Annotated in this window: 24 protein-coding genes and 1 tRNA gene; 1 reads left to right on the plus strand and 24 read right to left on the minus strand. The window is 74.8% G+C overall.

The window, feature by feature from the left end; translation table 11 throughout:
* Positions 1–470: 470 nt before the first annotated feature.
* The 14 genes from KME75_RS12505 to KME75_RS12570 all read right to left on the minus strand — a co-directional run bounded on the left by KME75_RS12505 (position 471) and on the right by KME75_RS12570 (position 12,058).
* Positions 471–544: transfer RNA gene (locus KME75_RS12505), tRNA-Pro, on the minus strand.
* Positions 545–763: 219 nt separating this feature from the next.
* Positions 764–1,909 (minus strand): sensor histidine kinase, encoded by a 1,146-nt coding sequence (locus KME75_RS12510; RefSeq protein ID WP_219414782.1) that lies wholly within the window; start codon positions 1,907–1,909, stop codon positions 764–766.
* Positions 1,906–2,571 carry a response regulator gene (locus tag KME75_RS12515; RefSeq protein WP_219414783.1) on the minus strand — a complete coding sequence of 222 codons (666 nt, stop codon included), beginning with the start codon at positions 2,569–2,571 and terminating at the stop codon, positions 1,906–1,908. The genes KME75_RS12510 and KME75_RS12515 overlap by 4 nt, the downstream gene beginning before the upstream one ends.
* Before the next feature lie 52 nt (positions 2,572–2,623).
* Positions 2,624–4,033, minus strand: a complete 1,410-nt coding sequence (der, locus tag KME75_RS12520) for a ribosome biogenesis GTPase Der (RefSeq protein ID WP_219414803.1) — start codon at positions 4,031–4,033, stop codon at positions 2,624–2,626.
* A gap of 26 nt (positions 4,034–4,059) precedes the next feature.
* The gene (locus tag KME75_RS12525) at positions 4,060–4,701 is read right to left on the minus strand and encodes a lysophospholipid acyltransferase family protein (RefSeq protein ID WP_219414784.1); all 642 of its coding nucleotides are present in this window, start codon (positions 4,699–4,701) and stop codon (positions 4,060–4,062) included.
* Positions 4,702–4,708: 7 nt separating this feature from the next.
* Positions 4,709–5,383: a (d)CMP kinase gene (gene cmk / locus KME75_RS12530; RefSeq protein ID WP_219414804.1), complete on the minus strand. Its 675-nt coding sequence runs from the start codon at positions 5,381–5,383 to the stop codon at positions 4,709–4,711.
* Between the two features lie 142 nt (positions 5,384–5,525).
* The gene (gene aroH, locus KME75_RS12535; RefSeq protein WP_219414785.1) at positions 5,526–5,888 is read right to left on the minus strand and encodes a chorismate mutase; all 363 of its coding nucleotides are present in this window, start codon (positions 5,886–5,888) and stop codon (positions 5,526–5,528) included.
* Positions 5,889–5,891: 3 nt separating this feature from the next.
* Positions 5,892–6,656: a pseudouridine synthase gene (locus KME75_RS12540; RefSeq protein ID WP_219414786.1), complete on the minus strand. Its 765-nt coding sequence runs from the start codon at positions 6,654–6,656 to the stop codon at positions 5,892–5,894.
* A 12-nt stretch (positions 6,657–6,668) separates the two neighbouring features.
* A complete protein-coding gene (gene scpB, locus KME75_RS12545) occupies positions 6,669–7,301 on the minus strand; it encodes an SMC-Scp complex subunit ScpB (protein WP_372452590.1) in 633 nt (210 codons plus the stop codon).
* 14 nt (positions 7,302–7,315) lie between these two features.
* Positions 7,316–8,146: a segregation and condensation protein A gene (locus KME75_RS12550; protein ID WP_219414787.1), complete on the minus strand. Its 831-nt coding sequence runs from the start codon at positions 8,144–8,146 to the stop codon at positions 7,316–7,318.
* A gap of 67 nt (positions 8,147–8,213) precedes the next feature.
* A complete protein-coding gene (locus KME75_RS12555) occupies positions 8,214–9,104 on the minus strand; it encodes a ParA family protein (RefSeq protein ID WP_219414788.1) in 891 nt (296 codons plus the stop codon).
* A 181-nt stretch (positions 9,105–9,285) separates the two neighbouring features.
* A complete protein-coding gene (gene xerD / locus KME75_RS12560) occupies positions 9,286–10,209 on the minus strand; it encodes a site-specific tyrosine recombinase XerD (protein WP_219414789.1) in 924 nt (307 codons plus the stop codon).
* Positions 10,210–10,611: 402 nt separating this feature from the next.
* On the minus strand, positions 10,612–11,598 hold the full coding sequence (locus KME75_RS12565) for an LLM class F420-dependent oxidoreductase (RefSeq protein WP_219414790.1): 987 nt from the start codon (positions 11,596–11,598) through the stop codon (positions 10,612–10,614).
* Between the two features lie 94 nt (positions 11,599–11,692).
* Positions 11,693–12,058 (minus strand): VOC family protein, encoded by a 366-nt coding sequence (locus KME75_RS12570; RefSeq protein WP_219414791.1) that lies wholly within the window; start codon positions 12,056–12,058, stop codon positions 11,693–11,695.
* A gap of 72 nt (positions 12,059–12,130) precedes the next feature.
* Here KME75_RS12570 and KME75_RS12575 point away from each other — a divergent pair, with 72 nt between their 5' ends.
* Positions 12,131–12,577, plus strand: coding sequence for a MarR family winged helix-turn-helix transcriptional regulator (locus tag KME75_RS12575; protein WP_219414792.1), 447 nt, complete (start codon positions 12,131–12,133; stop codon positions 12,575–12,577).
* Between the two features lie 60 nt (positions 12,578–12,637).
* Here the strand turns inward: KME75_RS12575 and KME75_RS12580 are convergent, their stop codons facing one another.
* From KME75_RS12580 to KME75_RS43080, 10 genes are all read right to left on the minus strand, one after another.
* Positions 12,638–13,201 (minus strand): NUDIX domain-containing protein, encoded by a 564-nt coding sequence (locus KME75_RS12580; RefSeq protein WP_246631978.1) that lies wholly within the window; start codon positions 13,199–13,201, stop codon positions 12,638–12,640.
* A gap of 53 nt (positions 13,202–13,254) precedes the next feature.
* Entirely contained in the window at positions 13,255–14,970 is a 1,716-nt protein-coding gene (gene pyrG, locus KME75_RS12585; RefSeq protein WP_219414794.1) for a CTP synthase, read from the minus strand.
* 57 nt (positions 14,971–15,027) lie between these two features.
* Entirely contained in the window at positions 15,028–15,948 is a 921-nt protein-coding gene (locus KME75_RS12590) for a copper transporter (protein ID WP_219414795.1), read from the minus strand.
* The gene (steA, locus tag KME75_RS12595) at positions 15,945–17,129 is read right to left on the minus strand and encodes a putative cytokinetic ring protein SteA (protein WP_219414796.1); all 1,185 of its coding nucleotides are present in this window, start codon (positions 17,127–17,129) and stop codon (positions 15,945–15,947) included. Before steA ends, KME75_RS12590 begins: the two co-directional genes overlap by 4 nt.
* A 159-nt stretch (positions 17,130–17,288) precedes the next feature.
* Positions 17,289–19,100, minus strand: a complete 1,812-nt coding sequence (recN, locus tag KME75_RS12600) for a DNA repair protein RecN (RefSeq protein ID WP_219414797.1) — start codon at positions 19,098–19,100, stop codon at positions 17,289–17,291.
* 36 nt (positions 19,101–19,136) lie between these two features.
* Positions 19,137–20,054 (minus strand): NAD kinase, encoded by a 918-nt coding sequence (locus KME75_RS12605; RefSeq protein ID WP_219414798.1) that lies wholly within the window; start codon positions 20,052–20,054, stop codon positions 19,137–19,139.
* Positions 20,051–20,845, minus strand: coding sequence for a TlyA family RNA methyltransferase (locus tag KME75_RS12610; protein ID WP_219414799.1), 795 nt, complete (start codon positions 20,843–20,845; stop codon positions 20,051–20,053). The genes KME75_RS12605 and KME75_RS12610 overlap by 4 nt, the downstream gene beginning before the upstream one ends.
* Before the next feature lie 4 nt (positions 20,846–20,849).
* On the minus strand, positions 20,850–21,050 hold the full coding sequence (locus KME75_RS12615; protein ID WP_219414800.1) for a hypothetical protein: 201 nt from the start codon (positions 21,048–21,050) through the stop codon (positions 20,850–20,852).
* Between the two features lie 45 nt (positions 21,051–21,095).
* Complete coding sequence (locus KME75_RS12620) at positions 21,096–22,163, minus strand: HAD-IIA family hydrolase (RefSeq protein WP_219414801.1); 1,068 nt, start codon at positions 22,161–22,163, stop codon at positions 21,096–21,098.
* A partial coding sequence (locus tag KME75_RS43080; protein WP_246631970.1) for a tetratricopeptide repeat protein occupies positions 22,160–23,622 on the minus strand: 1,463 nt, incomplete at its 5' end. The genes KME75_RS43080 and KME75_RS12620, both read right to left, overlap by 4 nt.

Here is a 23,622-nt window from a genome sequence, read left to right on the forward strand (position 1 = left end):
GTTCGAGTCCCGCCGGGGCGGCGGCCGAGACGGGCGACGAACCTCCGGCTTGGTCGCTGCGGCCGCCGCCACCGGCGTACAACACCGAACCGCCCAGCCTGCCCGCATGGCACCACGCGTGGCTACGACACCGCGACGGCCCGGACAGCACACCACCGTCCCCACGGGCAGCGATTCCGGACCGGACTACCTGGACTCCACCGCACGCCGCCGACTTCGATACCGACCGTTCCGAACCTGCCTGACGTGACCAGCATCATGCCGAGCTGACCCGAGAATCTGGAGCAGACGTTGACCCCATTTCGCCGGCCAGAACGCCGTGCTCCAGATTTGCTCCAGATACGGTGCCCAACCACTCAAGCCATGATCGACAAAAGATCAACTCAAAGATCACGACAGGCAGGAGTTTCCGCAGGTCAGACAGAACGAAGGGCGACATCCCCGTCGCAGAGGATGCCGCCCTTTGGCCGTCGGGACGACAGGATTTGAACCTGCGACCCCTTGACCCCCAGTCAAGTGCGCTACCAAGCTGCGCCACGTCCCGGCCGCCCCCGAGGGAGCGGGATCAGCCTAGCGCATCCCTGATCCGCCCCGTTCGGCCGGTCGTGGCTCCCCCCAAAGTGGCAGCTGACCTGCTGGTTTCCGTTGCCCCGGGGTGTCCGGTGGAAACGGCCGCCCCAGTTTCGTGGGTCGGCGGCGCGCGCACCACCGCCCGAGGTCGCCCTGTGGGGGCGACTTTGGTGGGTACTGGTGGGTAACCCGGTCAGCGGCGTTCCGCGAGGGAGCGTTCGCCACCCATACCCGGGGCCGGGTCGGCGCCCAGCGGGAACGTGGCCGCGACGAGGAAGCCGCCGTCGGACGTCGGGGCGGCCGAGAGCAGCCCGCCCATCGCCGTGACGCGCTCCGTGAGGCCGGTGAGGCCCGCTCCACCGCCCTGGACGTCCCGGCGTCTGCGGTGGGTCCTGGCGGGGGCGGCGTTGCGGATCTGCACCTGGAGCTCGGTGGGGCGCCAGCGCAGCTCCACCCGGACCGCGGTGCCCGGGGCGTGCCGGGCGGCGTTGGTGAGCGATTCCTGCACCACCCGGTACACCGCGCGGCCGACGCCCGGTGCGATGTCGCGCGGCTCGCCGTCGTCGAGCAGGGCCACGTCGACGCCCGCCGCGCGCGATCCCGCCACCAGCGCGGCGATCTCGGTGAACCCCGCGGGGTGTTCCGTGCCGTCCAGCAGTCCGAGCGCGGCCCGCATCTCCGCCAGCGCGCGCTTGGCCAGGATCCGCAGCTGTTCGGCACCGCGGCGCGTCTCGTCCTCGCCCGTCGACGCGGCGATCGCCGCCGCGCCCACCGCGATCAGGGTGGCGTGGTGGCCGACGGCGTCGTGGATCTCCCGCCCGATCCGGGCCCGCTCCTGCGCCCGCGCCGCATCCTGGGACGCCACCAGCGCCTCCTCGCGAGCCACCTCGAGCTGCCGCAGGCTCTCGGTGAGTCGGGCGCGCGTGCTCACCAGGAGCCCGAGCGCGGCGGGCGACGCCGTGTACAGGATGACGACGACCACCATCAGCACGATCGTCTGCCACGACAGGACCTGGGTGAGCAGTACCGGCACCACCGCGGAGACGACAGGCAGCGCGAGCCACGGCAGCGTGACCCACATCCGTCCGCTCCACCGTCCCAGCGCGTAGAGCGCGACCTGCGCCGGCAGCCAGCCGAGCCCGCCGGCCAGACCCCATACCGCCCCGAGCAGCGCCAGCGGCGGCCAGATGTGCCGCAGCGGCAGCAACAGGCACGCCACCAGCGCCGCGGTCACCGACCAGGAGAACGACGGCGCGCCCAACAGCACCAGGCCGGCCGGGACGAGCACCACGGCCAGCTCCACCAGCCCGCGCCGGACCGCCGGGTGCAGGTTCCTCACCGCAACCCCCAGCCGTGGGCCAGCAGCGCGGCCTGCACGCGGTTGTCCGCACCCAGCTTCGTCAGCAGCGCGGACACGTACTTCTTCACCGTCGCCTCGGCCAGGCCCAGCCGGTACCCGATCTCGGCGTTCGAGTCGCCCGCCGCGAGCCCGCGCAGCACCTGCTGCTCGCGCAGCGTCAGGGCGGCCAGGCGCGGGGGCGGCTGCGGGGACCGGGCGGCCAGGCGCGGCAGCAGCCGGGCCGTGATCCGGGGGTCGAGCACCGCCCCGCCCGCGGCGAGGTCCAGGACCGCGCGGACGAGTGTCTGCGGCTCGGCGTCCTTCAGCAGGAAGCCCTGCACGCCCACCTGGAGCGCCTCGCCGACGTACTCGTCGAGGTCGAACGTGGTGAGCACGGCCGCGGGCGGGGCGTCGGGGCGTGCGCACAGCACCCGCAGCGCCGCGAGCCCGTCGGTGCCGGGCATCTGAACGTCGGCGACCACGACGTCGGGACGGTGCACGTCGACGGCCGCGAGCAGGCTCGAGCCGTCCTCGGCCAACCCCACGACCTGCACTGACCCGTCGGCCTCCAGCACCGTGCGCAGGCCGGCCCGCATCAGCGGCTCGTCGTCGGCGAGCACGACCCGGACCGGAGCCGGGCCGTGCACCGCCTCCGCCGTCATGCAGTCGAGGGTAACGGCATCTTGACCTGTCAGAGGGGTCGCAGTTGGCCGCTCAGCGCTTGCGCGCCCGCTTCTCCCGCACCCGCACCGAGATCCGCACCGGGGAGCCGGTGAACCCGAACTCCTCACGCAGCCGCCGCTCGAGGAACCGCCGGTAGCCCGCCTCGAGGAAGCCGCTCGTGAACAGCACGAACGTCGGCGGTCGGGTCTGCGCCTGGGTCGCGAACAGCACCTTCGGCTGCTTCCCGCCGCGCACGGGCGGCGGCGTGGCCGCGATGACGTCGGCGAGCCACCCGTTGAGCCGGCCGGTGGGGATCCGCCGGTCCCACGACTCCAGCGCCGTCCGCAGCGCGGGCGCGATCTTCGCGACCGCGCGGCCGGTGAGCGCGGAGACGTTGACCCGCTCGGCCCACTGCACCCGGACGAGGTCGCGCTCCAGCTCGCGCTTCATGGCGTTCCGGCGGTCCTCGTCGACGAGGTCCCACTTGTTGAACACGAGCACCAGCGCACGGCCCGCCTCCTCGACCATGGAGATGACGCGCTGGTCCTGCTCCGCGATCGGCTCGCTCGCGTCGATGAGGACGACGGCCACCTCGGCGGCCTCGATGGCGGCGCGGGTGCGCAGACTCGCGTAGAACTCCATGCCGCTCGCGGTCTTCACGCGCTTGCGCAGCCCCGCGGTGTCGACGAACCGCCACACCTCGCCGTCCAGCTCGACGAGCGAGTCGACCGGGTCGACGGTGGTGCCCGCGACGTCGTGGACGACCGAGCGCACCTCCCCGGAGACACGATTGAGCAGGCTGGACTTGCCGACGTTCGGCTTGCCGACGAGCGCGACGCGGCGCGGCCCGCCACCGGTCGCCGCGGTGTCGCGGGGGCTCTCCGGCAGCGCGGCGAGCACCGCGTCGAGCAGGTCGCCGGAGCCGCGCCCGTGCAGCCCGCTGACGGGGTGCGGCTCGCCCAGGCCCAGCCGCCAGAGCGAGGCGATGTCGGAGGTGAGGCGGTCGTCGTCGACCTTCGTGGCCGCCAGCAGGACGGGCCGGTCGGAGCGGCGCAGCACCCGCGCCACCGCCTCGTCGGTGGCCGTGGCGCCGACGGCGCCGTCGACGACCAGCAGCACGGCGTCCGCGGTCTGCATCGCCATCTCGGCCTGGGCGGCGACCGCGGCCTGCAGCCCGGACGCGTCCGGCTCCCAGCCGCCGGTGTCGACGAGCGTGAACCGCCTGCCGTTCCACAGCGCGTCGTAGGCCACGCGGTCGCGGGTGACGCCCGGGATGTCCTGCACCACTGCCTCGCGGCGGCCGAGCAGCCGGTTCACCAGGGTCGACTTGCCGACGTTCGGCCGTCCGACCACCGCGAGCACGGGCGCCGCGGGCAGGACGGCCTCCTCCCCGGGCCCGTCTCCTGCGGCGTCCCCGTCGGCCGGGGCGAACTCGTCGGGGTCCAGCCCCAGCTCGGCCATCGCCGCGCGGTCCTCGGTCTCGCTGTTCACGCTCTGCTCCGTACGTCATCGAGTTCTCGGACCATCCCGGCCAGCTCGGCCCGGACGGTCTCGGTGGCTGCGGTCAGGCCGGCCCGGCCGCCGCCGCCGGAGATGGCCAGTGGCTCCCCCACCAGCACGTCGACCCGCGGGCGCCACCGCCTGCGGACGCCGTCGGGACGCCGGGTACCCCGGCAGACCACCGGCAGCACCACGGCACCGGTGGTACGGGCCAGCCACGCCGCCCCGTGCTGCGCCGCGGCGACCTCGCCGCTACCCCGGGTGCCCTCGGGGAACACCCCGACGAGACCGCCCGCACGCAACACCGCCGTGGCCGCCATCAGGGGCCGCCGGTCCGGGGTGCCGCGGCGCACCGGCACCTGCCCGATCCGCCGTAGCCCCCAACCGACGGGGCCCACGAACATCTCCTCCTTGACGAGGAACACCGCGCGGCGCCCGAGTAATCCGAAGAGCAGCGGTCCGTCGACGTAGGCGCTGTGGTTGGCGACGAGCACGACCGGGCCCGTGGCCGGGATGCGGGCGGCGTGGTGCACCCGCAGCCGGTACTGGGGGCGGAACAGCCGGCTCGCGAGCCACCGCCCGGCGTCGTGCAACCGCGGCCACGAACCGGGTGGCAGGTCGTCGCTCACGACACGGTCACTCACGGCATAGGCCCCGCTCGTGGACGAGCCGCAGCAGCTCCGTCAGCACGGCGTCGACGCTGAGGTCGTCGGTGTCGAGGACGAGCGCGTCCGGCGCGGCGTGCAGCGGCGACACCTTCCGCGTGGAGTCCAGGCGGTCGCGGCGCCGCACGTCGGCCAGCACCGCCGCGGTCTCCGCGGCCCGCCCGGCCTTGCGGTCCTGTGCGCTGCGGCGGGCGGCCCGGACCTCGTCGGACGCGGTCAGGTACACCTTGAGCGGCGCGTCGGGCGTGACCACGCTGCCGATGTCCCGGCCCTCGACGACGATCCCGCCCGCCACCACCGCGTCGGCGATGAGGGCCCGCTGCCGCTCGACGAGCGCCGTGCGGACGGCGGGCTGGGCGGACACGGCGCTCACGGCGCGCGTCACCTCGGGCCCGCGGATCTCCGCCTCGACGTCGGCGCCGTGCAGCAGGATCGCGGGGGCGGCCGGGTCGGTCACCGACCGCAGGTCGGCGACGGCTCCCACCGCGACCTCCGCCGCGGCCGGTTCGGCGCCGCCGAGCCCCGCCCGCAGCACGGCCAGCGTGACGGCGCGGTACATCGCACCGGTGTCGAGGTAGGCGGCGTCACAGGCGGCGGCCAGCCGGCGCGACACCGTCGACTTCCCGGTGCCCGACGGCCCGTCCATCGCAACGACCCCGTGCAACCGCCCCGTCACCGTTCGTCCCCGTTCCGGGCCCGACGGCCCTGCTCGCCCTCACCCGGTGTCCCCGCTGGTCGCGGGCCGCCGACCATCATGCCGTGCGGCCGCGCGGACGGCGGTAGCCGCCCTATTGCGGCAGGTCCGTCCGCAGCGCCGCCGCGCCCCGCAGGTACACGTGCCGCAGGTCGGCGCGCGGCCGCTCGGTCTCCACGTGCGCGAGCAGCCGCAGCGTCCGCGGCAGCGCGCCCGGCACGGCGATCTCCGACGCGCACAGCAGCGGCACGTCGGTGAGTCCCAGCAGGCGCGCGGCGTAGGCGGGGAACTCCGCGGTGAGGTCCGGGGTGGCCGTGAAGACGATCGAGATGATGTCGTCGGGCGTGAGCGCGTTGCGCTCGAGGACCGTTCGGACGAGCTCGGCGGACCCGTCGAGGATCTGCTCGCGGGTGTCGGCGTCCACCTGGACCGCGCCGCGCACCGCCCGCACCGCCACCGGTTACATCCCCACCGAACGGTAGAGCGAGCCGAGCTCGGGCCGGGTGAGCGGCCGGATCTTGCCCGGGCGCTGGTCGCCGAGGCGCACCTCGCCGATCGCCGTGCGCACGAGCCGCTGCACCGGGTGCCCGACCTCGTCGAGCAGCCTGCGCACTACGTGCTTACGGCCCTCGTGGATCACGAGCTCCACCAGCGACCGGCCGGCGTTGTAGTCGACGAGCCGGAACGAGTGCACCGACACCGGCCCGTCCTCGAGCTCGATCCCGTCGCGCAGCCTGCGGCCCAGGTCGCGGCCGATCTGTCCGAGCACCTCCGCGGTGTAGGTCTTCTCCACCTCGTAGGAGGGGTGCATCAGCCGGTGCCCGAGCTCACCGTCGTTGGTGAGCAGGAGCAGCCCCTCGGTGTCGGCGTCGAGGCGCCCGACGTGGAACAGCCGCCCGCGCGGCGCGCCCTCGTAGTGCTCGCCCATCAGGCCCGTCTCCACGAGGAGGTCGCCGACGCACGGCCTGCCGCGGTCGTCGGCCATCGTGGACAGGAGGCCGCGCGGCTTGTTCAGCGCCAGGTGCACGAGGTCCTCGACCAGCACCACCCGCGAGCCGTCGACGTGCACCACGGCCTTCTCCGGGTCGATGCGGCGGCCCATCTCGCGGACGATCTTGCCGTCCACGCTCACCCGCCCGGCGGCGATCATTTCCTCGGCGGCGCGCCGTGAGGCCACGCCGGCCTGGGCCAGCACCTTCTGCAGGCGGACCCCTTCGGTGTTCATCTCAGTTTCCCGTCAACTCGTCGAGAGCTCGTCGATCGCGTCCACGTCGGGGAGCAGCGGCGCCAGCGGCGGCAGCTCCTCCAGCGAGGACAGGCCCAGCCGTTCCAGGAACAGCTCGGTGGTACGGAACAGGGTGCCCTGCGTGGACTCGTCGACGCCCGCCTCCTGGACGAGCCCCCGGGTCAGCAGGGTACGGAGCACGCCGTCGCAGTTCACGCCGCGCACCGCCGAGACGCGGGCGCGCGTGACCGGCTGCCGGTACGCGACGACGGCGAGGGTCTCCAGCGCCGCCCGGGTGAGCCGCGCGCGCTGCCCGTCGAGCAGCATCCGCTCCACGTACGGCGCGTACGCGTCGCGGGTGTAGAAGCGCCAGCCCCCGCCCGCGTGGCGCAGATCGATCCCGCGCCCGGCCGCGGTGTAGCCCGCCGCGAGACGCACCAGCGCCTCCCGCACCCGCGCGACCGGCTCCCCCACCGCGCCGGCCAGCGTCTCGTCATCGGTGGGCGTGTCGACCACCAGCAGCAGCGCCTCGAGCGCCGCGGCGAGCGCGGCGTCGGCGAGGCCCGGGTCGGCGAGGCCCGGGTCGGCGACGGGCTCGTCGGCGGCCTCGGGGGCGTCTCGGTCGGGGGTGTCGGTGGGGCGCACGGGCCGATCGTCAGTCACTGGTACTCGTGGTCGGGGTCTTCGGTCGCCGGCGCGGGCGGTGTCACCCGGTCGCCGGGTGTCCAGCGTACTGTCAGCTCGCCGAACGGCTCCGGCTGCTCCAGCTCGACGCTCGCCTCCCGGTACAGCTCGAGGATCGCGAGGAACCGCGCCACCACCTCGAGCGGGCCGGCGCAGTCGGCGGTGAGCTCGGCGAACGTCGCGACGCCCAGCTCGGCGAGCCGCTCGCGCAGCAGTGCGGCGTGCTCGGCCACCGACACCTTGGGGTGGTGCAGGTGGTCCAGCCCCACCGTCGGCGGCGGCTTCGGCCGGAACACCGACGCGGCCAGGTCGGCGAACGTCTTCGGGTCGACACCGAGCAGCACCTCGGGCAGCAGTGCGGCGAACCGCTCCTCGAGGGCGACGGAGCGAGGGAACCGGCGCATCGCCCCGGCCTCCAGCTCGACGAACAGGCCGGCGACCTCCTTGTAGGCCCGGTACTGCAGCAGCCGGGCGAACAGCAGGTCCCTGGCCTCCAGCAGCGCGAGGTCCTCGGCGTCCTCGACGTCGGCGTCGGGCAGCAGCCGGGCCGCCTTGAGGTCGAGCAGGGTGGCGGCGACGACCAGGAACTCGGTGGTCTCGTCGAGGTCGGCGTCGTCACCGAGCATCTTGAGGTGCGCGATGAAGTCGTCGGTGACGACGTGCAGCGCCATCTCGGTGATGTCGAGCTCTCGGGAGCCGATCAGCTGCAGCAGCAGGTCGAACGGGCCCTCGAAGTTGTGCAGCCGGACCTGGAACCGGGGTCGTTCCGGCGCGGTGACGGGCGCGTCGTTCTCGACGAGCGTCACGCGAGCCGACCTCGCCGTGCTCGGCGGCCGGCGTGCGGCACGACGCCGGCCGCGCTCGCGAGCGCACTCACCGGGCGAGGACCTCGCGGGCCAGGAGCCGGTAGGACTCGGCGCCGTTCGACGTCGGGGCCCAGGTGGTGATCGGCTCGCCCGCCACGGTGGTCTCCGGGAATCGCACCGTGCGGTTGATCACGGACTGGAACACGAGGTCGCCGAACGCCTCGATCAGCCGCTGCCGGACCTCCCGGGTGTGCAGCGTCCGCGGATCGAACATCGTGGCCACTATCCCGAGGATCTTCAGGTCCGGATTGATCCGCGCGCGCACCTTGTCGATCGTGTCCATCAGCAGCGCGACGCCGCGCAGCGAGAAGAACTCGCACGCCAGCGGGATGAGGATGGAGTCGGCGCACGCGAGTGCGTTGATCGTGAGCAGCCCCAGGGACGGCTGGCAGTCGACGAGCACGACGTCGTAGCGGTCCAGCACCGGCTTGAGCGCCCGGCCCAGCGCCTGCTCGCGGCCGACCTCGGTGACGAGCTGCACCTCGGCCGCGGACAGGTCGATGTTGCTGGGCAGCAGGTCCATGCCCTCGACGGCGGTCGGCCGGATCACGTCGTCGATCTCGATGTCCCGCTCCATGAGCAGGTTGTAGATCGTGGTGTCCAGCTCGTGGGCCTGGACGCCCAGGCCGACCGAGAGCGCGCCCTGCGGGTCGAAGTCGACGAGCAGCACCCGCCGTCCGTACTCCGCGAGGGCCGCACCGAGGTTGATCGTCGACGTCGTCTTTCCGACGCCGCCCTTCTGATTGGCCACGGCGATCACGCGGGCAGGGCCGTGCTCGCTGAGCGGTGCCGGGTCGGGAACGAACGGGCGGTGGCCCGGTCCCGTCTCGGGCAGCTCCGGCTCGTCGTGCTCGTCGTGCGGCTCCGGCTCGGTGACGAAGGGCCGCGGCGTGGTCATGCGGTCTCCGGTCTCTCGCGGGCGGCTCCGGCTCGGGAGCCGGTGGGCGCAGACTAGGAGCCGCGGTGAGCACCGGCAACGCGCCTCGCCGTGTCGCTGTCAACTCCTCGGCGTACGGGTCGCCGACGGTCGGCCCACGGTAGCCGACGGCGGGACGGACGGGCCGGGTGGGCGGGGAGCCTCAGCCCAGTGCCCGCGGGTGCGACGTCGCGTAGACCTCGCGCAGGGTGTCGACGGTGACGTGCGTGTAGACCTGCGTGGTCGTCACCGACGCGTGGCCGAGCAGCTCCTGCACCACGCGCACGTCCGCGCCGCCGGCGAGCAGGTGGGTGGCGAAGCAGTGCCGCAGGGTGTGCGGGGAGACCTCGGTGGCCAGCCCGGCGCCCTCGGCGGCCCGCTGCAACGCGTGCCACGCGCTCTGCCGGGACAGCCTGTCGCCGCGCGCGTTGAGCAGCAGCGCCGGCGTTCCGCGTCCGCGGCCGGCGAGCTCCGGCCGCGCCCGCACCCCGTAGGCCTCCACGGCGGCGAGAGCGGGGCGCCCGACCGGCACGATCCGCTGTTTGCCGCCCTTGCCGTGCAGCAGCACGGTGCGCCCGTCGACGTCGAGGTCGTCGAGATCGATCCCGACGGCCTCCGAGATCCGCGCCCCGGTGGAATAGAGCAGCTCCAGCAGCGCGCGATCGCGTAGCGGGCCGGGGTCGTCGCCGATGCACCCGGCGAGCAGCTGGTCGACCTGGTCCACCGACAGCGCCTTCGGCAGCCGCACCGGTAACGCCGGCGGGGTGACCTCGCGGGCGACGTCGTCGGCCACCAGACCGTCCCGCACGGCGAACCGGTGCAGCCCCCGCACCGCGGCCAGTGCCCGGGCCGCCGACGACGCCGCGAGCGGAGCCGCCCCGCTGCGCAGCGCCGCGACGAAGCCGGTGACGTCGGCCTCCCGGACGGCGGCGAGGTCGTCGATGCCGGCCTTCTTCAGGTGCTCCAGATAGCGGCGCAGGTCGGTGGCGTAGGAGCGCAGGGTGTTGGCCGCGCTCCCCCGCTCCACGGTGAGGTGGTGCAGGAACGCCTCGACGACGTTCTCCGGCCGCGCTCCCACGCCGCGCATCCTGCCCTGCGCCGCACCTGCCGACTCGACGACGCCCCGAGTGCCCCGGAAAGGGATCTCCTGGCTGGTCCGTGGCTGGGCCGGGTGGCGCTGCGGCTGGTGTTGTCGGTGTGCGCGGGCACGGGGTCCGGGTGGGGTCGAACCGAGGTGGGCGAGCGTCCCGATACAGGTGGTGGCCGCGGCGGCCGAAGTGCCACGGCACACACCGCGTGGTGTCGGCACACAGCGCCGAACATGTGTGCCGACGCCTCGCGATGCGGTGAGGGGTTCGCGGGTTCGTCGGTGCGGCGATCACGGGCGCCGGGGTGCGACGGCTCACCCACCCACACATGCGGCAGGAGACCCCCCGAACGCCACGTTCCTGACGTTCAGCGACAGGAACGTGGCTTTCCCGGCGGTGGATCAGGCCAGCGCGGGGATGACCTCGCGCTCGAACATCTCGATCCCCGAGCGGTCGTACGCGGCCTCGGGGAAGTAGCAGATGGCGTACGTCATCCCGGCGTCGCGGAGCTTGCCGAGCTTGTCGACGATCTGCTCCGGGGTGCCGCAGCCGGGCATGTCCCGGAACCCGCCGAGTGCCCCTTCGGCCTTCTCCGCGCCGACGTAGGGCTCCAGCCGGGCCTTGACGTCCTGCAGGCGCTGCTCGACTTCGGCCTCCATGCTGCCGATGGCGATGTTGTAGTTGGACGAGCGGACGATGGCGTCGAAGTCCGTGCCGACCGTGTCGCAGTGTCCCTTGAGCAGCTCGGACTTGCGGGTGAAGCCCTCGAGCGTGCCGTCGAAGTTCGTGTACTGCGCGTACTTCGCCGCGATCTTCAGCGTCACCTTCTCGCCGCCGCCCGCGATCCACAGCGGGATCCCGCCGTCCTGCAGCGGCTGCGGGCGCACGATCGCGCCGTCGACCTGGTAGTGCTTGCCGTCGAGCGACGCGCGGCCCTCGGTCCAGGCCTGCCGCATGATCTGGACGCCCTCGTCGAGCATGCGCAGCCGCTCGGGCGCGGGCGGGAAGCCGTAGCCGTAGGCCCGCCATTCGTGCTCGTACCAGCCGGCGCCGATGCCCATCTCGACGCGGCCGCCGGACACGATGTCGCAGGTGGCGGCGACCTTCGCCAGGTAGGCGGGGTTGCGGTAGCTCATGCAGGTGCACATCTGCCCCAGCCGCACCCGCTCGGTGATGGCGCCGAACGCCGACATGAGCGACCACGCCTCGTGGGTGGCCTCGTCGGTGGGCGCGGGCACGGTGTGGAAGTGGTCGTAGACCCAGATCGACTCCCACGGGCCCGCGTCCGCGTGCTGCGCGAGCCCCTTCATCGTGGCCCAGTGGTCCTTCGGCTCGATGCCGACGAGGTCGTGTCGCCAGCCCTGTGGGACGAACATTCCGAAGCGCATTCCCGTCACATCTGATGAGCCTAGCCCCGCCTGACCGACCTCGCGTGACGCGGACCACCACCGCCGCCGCCCGTGCTGCAGGCCGGTGCCGGCCTCAGGTCCCGTCGTGCACGGTGAGCAGGTACCCGTCGGGGTCGGCGACCGTGAACTGCCACCCGAACGGTCCCGGCGCCGGCTCAGCGACCTCGACGCCCGCCGCGACGAGCTCGGCGTGCAGTGCCCGCGCATCGGCGGTGCGCAGCCACAGCGCCAGCCCGTTGCCCGGACGGGCGCCCTCGTCGAGGTCGGTGCCCGGCAGCGCGGTGCGCACGCCCATCGGGATCGGCGTGGTGGCGTACACGACCGCGTCCGGCCGCTCAATCGGCGCCCGGCGCAGTCCGAGCGCGTTCTCGTAGAACCCCGTCGCGGCATCCAGGTCGCGAACCTGAAGCATGACGAAGTCGCATCCGGTGACGGTCATCGTTCCTCCTCCATGTCAACTACTTGACATAACGACGGTACGAGCCGTTCGGGGCTATGTCAAAGTGTTGACATGAACGCGCCCGTGGATCTCGGCAGGCGGATCGGCTACCAGCTCAAGAAGCTCGACACGGCCCTGCGCGCGGAGATGGAGGCGGCGCTGCGACCGCACGGGCTCGGCGTCACCCAGTACGCCTGCCTGGAGCTGCTCGACCAGCAGCCGGGGCTGTCCAACGCCGAGCTCGCGCGAGGCGCGTTCGTCACCCGCCAGGCCATGAACGTGGTGCTGCGCGGCCTCCAGGACGACGGGCTGGTGCACCGCGCCGACACCGCCGACCACGGCCGTGCCCGCCCTGCCACGCTCACCTCAGCGGGACGGGCGCGGCTCACGTCCGGCCGCCACGCCGTGCTCGCCGTCGAGGCCAGGATGCTGGCCGGTTTCGACGCCGACCGCGCCGAGGCGCTGCTCACGGACCTCGACGCCATGGCCGCGGCGCTCCGGGGCACGCGAGCGGAATGAGCGAACGGCACTTTCGCGCCAACCTATTGGCCGAACGTGCCGTTCGCGCAACGGGAGCGGCTATGTCAGCCGGTCGGCGAACCGCGTGGGGCGGTCCTGCCACGGCACGTCCGCCGGGCGCGCCGCCGCCGGGGCGGCGGCCAGTGCGTGCGCGGCCAGCACCGCGGAGGCCGTGATGGCGTTGACGATCGTGCCGGACAGCACCATCCGCAGCGCGACGGGCAGCGACACCCACCGCGTGCTGAGGTCGGCCTCCTCGTCGTCGTGCAGTTCGGGGCGCCCCACCTCCGTCACCCCGCGGGCCAGGTAGACGCGCACCGACTCGTCGGAGAACCCCGGCGAGGGCACGAGGTCGAGCAGCACCGACCAGTCGGTGGCGGTGAGCCCGGCCTCCTCGGTCAGCTCGCGCTTGGCCGTCTCGAGCGGGTCCTCGCCGTGCACGTCGAGCAGGCCCGCGGGCAGCTCCCACAGCCGCCGCCGCACCGGGTGGCGGTACTGGTGGATCATCATCAGCCGGTCGTCGGCGTCGAGCGCCGCGATCGCGACCGCCCCGGGGTGCTCCAGGATCTCCCGGACGGCCACGCGGCCCCCCGGCATCACGACCTCGTCGGACCGCAGGGCCATGACCTTGCCCTGGTAGATGTCCTTCGACGCCTGGACCGGGAAGTCGTGGCGCGTCACGACGCCGCGCCGTTGACGCTCGCCGCCGCACGTTCGCGGGCCGGCAGCTCCACGGGCAGCCGGTCGGCGGCCCGGTAGCCCAGTGCCGCCTTGACGAACGCGCTGAACAGCGGGTGCGGGCGGGTCGGCCGGCTCTTGAGCTCGGGGTGGGCCTGCGTGCCGACGAAGAAGGGGTGCTTGTCCGCGGGCAGCTCCACGAACTCCACGAGCTTGCCGTCGGGCGACGTGCCACCGAAGACCAGCCCGGCCTCCTCCAGCCGCGACCGGTAGGCGTTGTTCACCTCGTAGCGGTGCCGGTGGCGCTCCGAGACCTCGCGCGCGCCGTACGCGGCCGCCACGACCGTGCCCTCCCCCAGCTTCGCCGGGTAGGCACCCAGCCGCATGGTGCCGCCCATGTCGCGCTCGCCCGCCACGACGTCGCGCTGGTCGGCCATGGTGGATATCACCGGGTGCGGGGTGCGCTCGTCGAACTCGCTGGAGTTGGCGTCCGCCAGGCCGCACAGCGACCGCGCCGCCTCGATCACCATGCACTGCAGCCCCAGGCACAGCCCGAGCATCGGGATGCCGCGGGTGCGCGCGTGCTGAACGGCGCCGAGTTTGCCCTCGATGCCGCGCACGCCGAACCCGCCGGGGATCAGCACGGCGTCCATGCCGTCGAGCGCGGCCGCCGCCCCGGCCGGGGTGCGGCACTCGTCGGACTGCACCCACACGATCTCGACGCGCGCGCGGTGCGCGAACCCGCCCGCCCGCAGTGCCTCGGTGACCGACAGGTACGCGTCCGGCAGGTCCACGTACTTGCCGACGAGCGCGATGCGAGCGGTCTCGTCGGGGTGGTGGACGCGGTCGAGCAGGTCGCCCCAGACCGTCCAGTCCACGTCCCGGAACGGCAGTCCCAGCCGCCGCACGACGTACGCGTCGAGGCCCTCGCGGTGCAGCACGCGCGGGATGTCGTAGATCGACGGCGCGTCCGGCGTGGCGATGACGCCGTCGGTGTCGACGTCGCACATCAGGCTGATCTTGCGCTTCATGCCCTCCGGGATCTCCCGGTCGGCGCGCAGCACCAGCGCGTCGGGCTGGATACCGATGTTGCGCAGCGCCGCGACCGAGTGCTGGGTGGGCTTCGTCTTCAGCTCACCGGACGGGGCGAGGTAGGGCACCAGCGACACGTGCAGGAAGAAGCAGTTGTCGCGGCCCACGTCGTGGCGGACCTGGCGCACGGCCTCGAGGAAGGGCAGCGACTCGATGTCGCCGACCGTGCCGCCCACCTCGGTGATCACGACGTCGGGGACGATGCCGTCCTCGCCGGGCTCCGCCATGGCGCGGATCCGGTCCTTGATCTCGTTGGTGATGTGCGGGATGACCTGGACGGTGTCGCCCAGGTACTCCCCCCGCCGCTCCTTGGCGATCACCGACGAGTAGACCTGGCCGGTGGTGACGTTGGCCCGGCCGGTGAGGTTCTGGTTGAGGAAGCGCTCGTAGTGGCCGATGTCGAGGTCGGTCTCGGCCCCGTCCTCGGTGACGAACACCTCGCCGTGCTGGAACGGGTTCATCGTGCCCGGATCCACGTTCAGGTACGGATCCAGCTTCTGCATGATGACCCGCAGACCGCGGGAGGTGAGGAGTTGGCCGAGGCTCGAAGCCGTCAGGCCTTTACCCAGCGAGGACGCGACCCCGCCGGTGACGAACAGATGACGCGTCGCGCGAGGTTGCACGGGTTTTCAGGGTACATAGCGCTGCCGAGGACGCCACCGCGGCCCCCCGATCAGGGCCTAAGCCTCGGGGGTGGCGCCGTCGGCGGCGCTCACGGCCGAGCCGTAGCGCCCCGCGCGCCCGTCCATCTGCTCCCGCAGGGCCAGCACCGTCGACACCCGCCCGGCGGCGGTGTCCACGTTGTCCACGGTGGACAGCTGCGCCGTCACCTCCGGGTCGGCGCGCGCCACCCCGACGGGCCCGGTGGGTTCCGCCGACCCGGTCCGGCCGGCGAGCACGGCGCCGCTGCCCCCGCGGTCGAGCTGCGCGGCCATCCGCGCGGTGACCGCGGCGGCGTCGGCGGCGTCGAGACCGGTGAACGCGCCCCCGGTGAGCACGAGCACGAGGTCGGCACGTCCCGGCGTCTCCCCGGGGGCGACGAACCCCGCGGTGGCGAGCCCGGAGAGCACCGCGTCCGCCTGGGCGGGCGTGACCTGGGCGCTCTGGGTGAGCAGCACGCCCCCGAGCAGGCCGCCGACCAGGCTGCCGGTGTCGGACGCCGCGGGCAGCTGGGCCCCGGTGGGCAGCAGCTGGGACGTCAGCTCCCGGAGCTGGTCGGCCCGGGCGGGGTCGCCGACGGCCGGGGTGAGGGCGACCTCGCCGGTCAGCAGTGCGCCCGCCTCCTCGAGCAGCGCGAGCACCGCGTCCCGGTCGGCGGGATCGGCCTCGGAGGTCACCAGCGCGACGCTCTCCCCCTGCAGCAGCCCGGTGACGGCGGCCGGTCCCACCCGCTGCGCGAACTCGTCGGAGGCCCGCTGCGCGGCGGCGAGGGCGTCGCGTTCCGCCGTGAGCGTCTGCACCTGCGCCGCGAGCTCGTCGGTGCGCGACGAGACGGCGCCGAGCAACCGGTCGGACACCCCACCCGCGCCGAGGACCACCCCGATCGCGAGCGCGAGGAACACCGCCGCGATGGAGACGGCGTGGTAGCGCAGGGAGATCACGCGAACCATCCTCTGATCTGCTCGAGAATCCCCAGCCAGCCCTGGGACAGCCACATCAGCACCGCGTCGCCCGCGTCGGACACCAGCAGCGCGGCCAGCACCGCCATGAGGGCGGCGGCCACCATCAGCAGGACGGCGCCGACGGAGATGCGGCTGCGGTAGAGCGAGGCGATCACCCGGCTGTCGACGAGCGCCCCGCCCAGCTGGAGACGGGTGAGGAACGTGGAGGCGTTGCGGCCCGACCGCCCCCGGTCGAGGAACTCGGCCATGCTCGCCGACAGCCCGACGGTGACCACGACCGACGCGCCGTGGTGCGCGGCGAGCAGCAGCGCGAGGTCCTCGGGGTTGGACGAGCTGGGGAACGTGACGGCGCCCGCCCCGAGGTCCTGCACCCGGTGCAGGCCGGGCGCGTGGCCGTCGGCGAAGGCGGGCACCACGACGTCCGCCCCGCACGTCAGCGCCTCGGTGGAGACCTCGCTCGGGTCACCGACGATGAGCTGTGGCTTGTGGCCGGCGGCGAGCAGGGCGTCGGCACCGGCGCCGACGCCCACGAGCACCGGCTGGTACTCGCGGATGTAGGGCTTGAGCCGGGCGAGCTCCGCTGCGTGGTTGAACCCTGCGGCGACGACCAGCACCTGCCGGTCGGCCAGCTCCACGTCCACCTCGGGCACCCCGACGCCGTCGAGCAGCAGGGCGCGCTCGCGGCGCATGAACTCGATGGTGTTGGCGGCGAACGCCTCGAGCTGGTGCGACAGCCCGGACTTGGCCTCCACCAAGGCGTCGGCCACCGTGTCGGCGTTCTGCTCGACGCCCTGGACGAGCCGGGCCTCGCCCGCATAGACGGCCCCCTCGTGCAGCCGGATCCGGCTGCCGTCCCGGATCGAGTGCAGCGCCTCCGTGCCGGCCGCGTCGACGAGCGCGATCCCGGCGTTCACGAGCACCTCGGGGCCCAGGTTGGGGTACCGGCCGGAGATCGACGGCGACGCGTTGACGACCGCGGCCACCTTGGCGGCGACGAGCGCGTCCGCGGTGGCCCGGTCGAGGTCGACCTGGTCGAGCACCGCGATCTCGCCGGGCTTGATCCGGCGCAGCAGCACATCGGTGCGCCGGTCGACCCGGGCGATACCGGTGAGACCGGGCAGCTCGGGCCGCGAGCGGTGCAGCAGGCCGGACAGCTTCATGGCACGCCCCCTTGTCGTCGCACGCCCCCTCTGGTGCACGCACTGTGACAGGTCGGGCGCCGTATGCCAGGAAGGCACGCCGAACGATCACGCAGGGTTCACCTCACCCGGCGACCCGTGCCCGCCCACGCACCCCGTGGGCGGGCGAGCCCGAGTCGGTCAGGTGCGGGCCGGCGTGCGCGGGCCCTTGCGGGTCGGCTTGCCGTTCGTGCCCGCCCGGTCGGCCTCGCGGTGCGCTCGCGCCGCGCCGAGCAGCTCCTCGGCGTGGGCCCGGCCGGTGTCGGTGTCGTCGAGCCCGGCGAGCATCCGCGCGAGCTCGACGATGCGGTCGTCCTCGCCGAGCCTGCGCACCCGGCTGCGAGTCGCCCCGTTCTGCCCGCGCACCGACTTGTCCACGACGAGGTGCCGGTCGGCGTACGCGGCGACCTGCGGCAGGTGCGTCACCACGATCACCTGGTGGCGGGCGGCGAGGCGGGCCAGCCGGCGGCCGATCTCCACCGCGGCCCGGCCGCCGACGCCGGCGTCGACCTCGTCGAACACCATCGTGGGCACGGGGTCGGCCCCGGCCAGCGCCACCTCCAGGGCCAGCATCACGCGCGACAGCTCGCCGCCGGACGCACCTTTGTGCAGCGGTTGCGGCGCCGCGCCGGCGTGGGCGACCAGCCGCAGCTCCACCTCGTCCACCCCGTCCGAGCCCGCCACGAGAGTGGCCCGGCCGACGCGCACCGCATCGGCGGCCCCCGGCGACGCCTCTCGCGGCGACACCGCCACTAGCAGCCGCGCGTCCGGCATCGCGAGCCCGCCCAGCTCGGCGGTGGTGTCGGCGGCCAGGCGCGCGGCGGCCTCGGTGCGGGCCGCGGTGACGGCGGCGGCGTGCCCGGCGAGCTCGCCCGCCAGCTCGTCGCGCCGGGCCGCCAACGCCGCGAGCGCCTCGTCGGAGGTGTCGAGCCCGGCGAGGCGCTCGCGGGCGGCCTCGGACCACGCGAGCACCCCGTCGATGTCGGCGGCGTACTTGCGGGTGAGCGCCTTCAGCTCGGCCTGCCGCGACAGCACCGACGCCAGCCGTTCCGGGTCGGCGTCGAGCCGGTCGAGGTAACCGGTGAGCTCGGTACCGACGTCGCCGAGCAGCGCGAGCGCCTCGGCCAACCGCGCGTCCAGCGCCGTGAGCTCGGTGTCGTCGGCGGCGGCGAGCCGGTGGCGGGCGTCGCCGATCAGCGCCAGCGCGCCCGGCGCCTCGGGATCGCCCCCCTCGTCGGCGCCGATCAGGGCGGCCTGCGCGGCCGTCGCCACCGCGCGCAGGTCGTCCGCGGCCGCGAGCCGCCTCGCCAGGTCGACGAGCTCGACGTCCTCCCCCGGCTGCGGGTCCACCGCGGAGATCTCGGTGAGCCCGTGCCGGAGCATGTCGGCCTCCTGGGCGAGCCGCCGGGCACCGTCGCGCCGCTCCACCAGCTCGGCGGCCACCCGCTGCCACTCGGCCCGCACGGCCCGGTAGCGCTCCAGCGGAACGGCCACGGCCTCGCCGGCGAACCGGTCGAGCAACGCCCGCTGCTCGGCCGGGCGCAGCAGCCGCAGCTGGTCGTTCTGCCCGTGGACGGCGAGCGTGGCCTCGGCCAGCCGGGACAGCACCCCGACCGGCACCGACCGCCCGCCCAGATGCGCCCGGGACCGCCCGTCGGCGCCCACGGTGCGCACCGCGATCAGGGTGCCGTCGTCGTCGGCGTCGGCCCCGACCTCGTCGGCCACCGCCAGCGCCGGCGCGTCGGCGTTGAACCGCCCCTCGACGACGGCACGGCGCGCGCCGTCGGCCACCCGGGAGGCCTCGGCCCGTCCCCCGCCCAGCAGCGAGAGCCCCGTGACGACCATCGTCTTGCCCGCGCCGGTCTCGCCGGTGAGCACGGTGAGACCGGGGTCGAGCTCCAGCGTCGCGTCGTCGATCACGCCGAGGCCCTGGATCCGCATCTCGGCCAGCATGGGGCGCAGCGTACGTCGACGGTCCGACACGGTCGCTCAGGGTCCGGTGTGCGGCGCGCCCCGCCAGCCCCGGACCGGCAGGTCGAACTTGCGCACCAAGCGGTCGGCGAACGGCTGCCCGTCCAGGCGCACCATCCGCACGGGCGTGGCGCCGCGGAACAGCTCGACCCGCGCGCCCGGCGGCAGCTCGACCGTGCGCCGCCCGTCGCACTCGAGCACCGCGGACGGACCCGCCGGGTCCACCTCGATCGCCACCTCGCTGTCGGGCGAGATCACCATCGGGCGGGCGAACAGCGCGTGGGCGTTGCTCGGCACCAGCAGCAGTGCCTCGACCTGCGGCCACACCAGCGGCCCACCCGCGGAGAACGCGTACGCGGTGGACCCGGTGGGGGTGGCGCACAGCACGCCGTCACAGCCGAACGCCGACACCGGGCGCCCGTCGACCTCGAGCACCACCTCGAGGATCCGCTCGCGGCTCGTCTTCTCCACGGTCGCCTCGTTGAGCGCCCAGGTACGGGCGAGCACGGTGTCGCAGCCGACCCGCGCGACGGCGTCGAGCGTCATCCGCTCCTCCACCGCGTAGCTGCCCTCGACGACCGCGTCGAGCGCCCCGTCGAGCGACTCCTGCTCGGCCTCGGCGAGGAACCCGACCCGCCCGAGGTTCACCCCGAGCAGCGGGACCCCGACCGGGCGGGCCATCTCCGCCGCACGCAGCAGCGTGCCGTCGCCGCCGAGCACGAGCACCACCTCGGCGCCCTCGGCGCACCCCGGCCTGCCGTCGACGATCCGCGGCTCGAGCCCGTTCGGGAGGGTGCCGTCCTCGACCTCGGCCCACTCGTCGCCCAGCACGCGCAGCCGGACGCCGGACGCGGCCAGCCGGTGCGCCACGGCCGCGGCCGTCCGCCGGTTGGTCGCCCGCCCGGAGTGCAGGACGAGCAGGACTTCACGAGTCATGAGGGCCCTTCCCGGACCGCGACGGCCAGCGCGTCGTCGCCGTCGTCGGCGCCGTGGCGGGCGAGCCGGAGAAAGAACTCGACGTTGCCGGACGGGCCCGGCAGCGGGCTCGCGACCGCGCCGCGCAGCACCAGGCCGAGCGCCCTGGCCGCCGCCGTGACCTCGGTGAGCGCGGCCAGCCGCAGCTGCGGGTCGCGCACGACGCCGCCCGCGCCCAGCCGCTCCTTGCCCACCTCGAACTGCGGCTTGACCATGGGCAACAGCTCACCGTCCTCGGCCGTGCACGCCGTGAGCGCCGGCAGCACGGTGCGCAGCGAGATGAACGACAGGTCCGCGACCGTGAGGGCGACGGTGCCGCCGATCGCGTCCGGCTCGAGCGAGCGGACGTTCGTGCGGTCGTGCACGCGCACGCGCTCGTCGCTCTGCAGCCGCCACACCAGCTGGCCGTACCCGACGTCGGCGGCCACGACCTCGGTCGCGCCGCGGTCCAGCAGCACGTCGGTGAAGCCCCCGGTGGATGCGCCTGCGTCGAGGCAGCGCAGCCCGGTGACGTCCACGGCGAACGCGTCCAGCGCGCCGATCAGCTTGTGGGCGCCGCGGGAGGCCCACTGCCGCTCGTCGGTCTCCTTCACGGTCACCGGCGCGTCGCGCTCCACGACGGTGGCGGGCTTGCCCGCGGTGACACCCCGGACCGCGACGCGCCCCTGTTCGATCAGCTCGGCCGCCTGCTGGCGGGACCGGGCGAGGCCGCGGCGCACCAGCTCGGCGTCGAGGCGGGCTCGGGTGACCACGCTGTCACGCGCCCCCGGCTGGGGCTGCTGCGGCGGACGGGCCGGCGGCGAGCGCGTCACCGAGTGCGGCGTGCACCCGCTCGAACGCCTCGACGTGCTCGGCGAGCGGGCGGTCGGCCAACCCGTCGAGCCCGGCCAGCGCGCGGGCGACGTCCTCGTGCGGGGACGGCGGGCGGGGCGGCGGGGCCGGCGTCGGCACGGTCATCGGCGCACTCCCAACTTGGTTCCACGGGGACGGGTCGGTGCGCGCTCAGCGGTCGCTGCGCGCTGCGGGATCGACATCCGCCACGGTAGCCGAGGCCCCCGTGGCGCCGTCGAGCGCGAGAGCCCGCAGCGCCTCCTGCGCCTCGGCCCCGTCCGCCGTCACGCCGGCCGGGCCGCCCTCGGCCGCCCAGTGCGCCGCGCAGAGCGCCCGGAGCGCGTCGAGCGGGTCGAGCGCGTCGGGGCCGCCGGTCGCCGACAGCGTCAGCGACCCCGGCGCGGTCACCTCCACGTCCCAGCCGGGGCGCGGGCCGGGGGCGAGGTCCTCGCTCGCCCGCGTCAGCGCGCCCAGGTCGGCGCCCACGTAGTCGGGGCGCAGCGCGGGCGGCGCGGCGAGCAGGTCCGCGGCGTCGGCGACGCCGGTGAGCACGAGCAGCGTCGCCACCCCCGCGGCACGCCCCCCTTCGATGTCGGTGTCCAGCCGGTCCCCCACCATCAGGGCCGACCGGGCGCCGATGCGCCGCACCGCGTCGGTCAGCAGCGCGGGCGCGGGCTTGCCCGCCACCTGGGGTTCGCGACCCGTCGCCGTGCGCAGCACCCCGACCATCGACCCGTTGCCCGGCAGCGGGCCCCGCTCGGTGGGCAGGGTCGGGTCCAGGTTGCAGGCCACCCAGAGCGCGCCGGCCCGCAGCGCGACGGTCGCCTCGGCCAGCTGCCGCCACCCGGTGTCCGGGCTGTGGCCCTGCACCACGGCCACCGCGTCGTCGGCCCGGTCGACGACCGTGAGCCCGACACCGGTCACCTCCTCGGCGAGCGCCGAGGTGCCCACCACCAGCACCGGGGCCCCCGCCGGCAACTGCTCGGCGAGCATCGCCGCGGCCGCCTGCGAGCTGGTGACCACGTCCTCCGCGGCGGCCGGGAAACCCAGCTCCGCGAGGTGCGCGGCGACGTCGGCGGGACGCCGGGACGCGTTGTTGGTGACGTACACCGTGCGCACGCCCCGGTCCGCCGCGCCGCGCACGGCGTCGGTGGCCCCCGGCACGACGGCCTTCCCCCGGTACAGCGTGCCGTCGAGGTCGGCGAGCAGGACGTCGTGCCGGTCGAGCAGGTCGGTCACCGCTCGCCCTCGGTGCGCTCCCCGTCCGTCCCCTCGCCCGGGGCCGCAGCAGGATCAGCGGGATCAGCGTCCGTTGCCGGCGCCGGATCATCCGCGGCGTCGGCATCCGCCGTCTCCCCGGACTCGCCTGCCGCGTCCGTCCTCAGCTCGGCGCTCTCGTCCGGCTCGGCGGTGTCCTGAGCCTGTTCCGGCTCGCGCGGCGCGTCGGCGCCCGCGGGCTCGTCGACGAGGGCGGCGGCGTCGGCGCGCTCCGTCTCCTCCGGCTCGGTGTCACCCACGGGATCCGACGCGGAACCCGGCCCCTCGTCCGCGACGGCGGCGAGCTCCTCCTCCCCGAAGACGATGTGCTCGTCGTCGTCCTCGGGGAGCGGCTCACCGGTCAGCTCGGCGATCCGCCGCTGGGCGTCGGTCCCGCCGTCGGTGTCGGCGTCGGCCGCGTGCACGAACCACTGCAGTGCGTCCGACTCACGGCCGGCGGCCAGGAGGTTGTCGGCGTAGGCGTAGAACAGCCGCGCGCTCCACGGGTCGCGCCTGCCGGCGTCCAGCTCGGGGATCTGCAGGCTCACGACGGCCGCGTCGAGCTCCCCGAGGTCGCGCCGGGCCCCGGCGGCGACGATGGTCAGCTCGATCGCATCGGCGCGGTCCAGCTCACCCGCCTCGGGCCCGCGGGCCAGCTCGAGCGCCCGCTCCGGGCGCCCCAGCGCGCGCTCGATGTCGGCCATCACGGCGAGGTGCCCCGGCCCGCCGCCCATGCGCCGGGCGGCGCGCAGCTCGCCGAGGGCCTCCGCCCACTCCCCCGCGTGGTACGCGGCGATGCCCGCGGCCTCGCGGGCCACCGCGATCCGCGACGCCCGCCGCCGGGCGAACCGCGCGTGCTCGAGCGCCAGCTCGGGGTCCTCGTCGACCAGACTGCCCGCGGCCACGAGGTGCCGGGCGACCCGCTCGGCCGTGTCCTTCTGCAGCCCGCGCAGGTCGCGGCGCACCTCGGCGTCGAGGCTCCCCGCGGTGATCTCCTCGCTCAGCGGCGGCTCGGGCACGGCCGGGACGGTCACGCGCTCGGTCGGAGCCCCGGCACCGGGCCGCTCCCGCCGCGGGCGCTCCGGCCGGTCGCCGCGGGATCCGGCAGCGCCGCCGGCGCGCTGATAGCCGCCCCGGCGGTCGTCGCGACCGCGGGCGCCGTCCTCCCGGTCGTAGCGCGGGCCGCGCCGCTCGTCGGCGTCGCGCCGCCTGCCGCCCTCCCGACCCTCGCGGCCGTCCGGGCGGCCGGCGGAACGCCGGTCCTCGGGACGCCCGCCGCCACGCCGCTCGTCACGACCGCCGTCGTCCCGGCGGGACCCGCGGTCCGGGCGCTCGCCGCCGCGCTCACGGTCGTACGGACGGCCACCGCTCCGCCGGTCGTCGGCGTCCCGACGCGGGCCGCGGTCGCCGCGGTCCTCCCCGTAGGGGGGGCCGCCACCCC

Source organism: Pseudonocardia nigra, assembly GCF_019396355.1.
Taxonomy (GTDB): Bacteria; Actinomycetota; Actinomycetes; order Mycobacteriales; family Pseudonocardiaceae; genus Pseudonocardia; species Pseudonocardia nigra.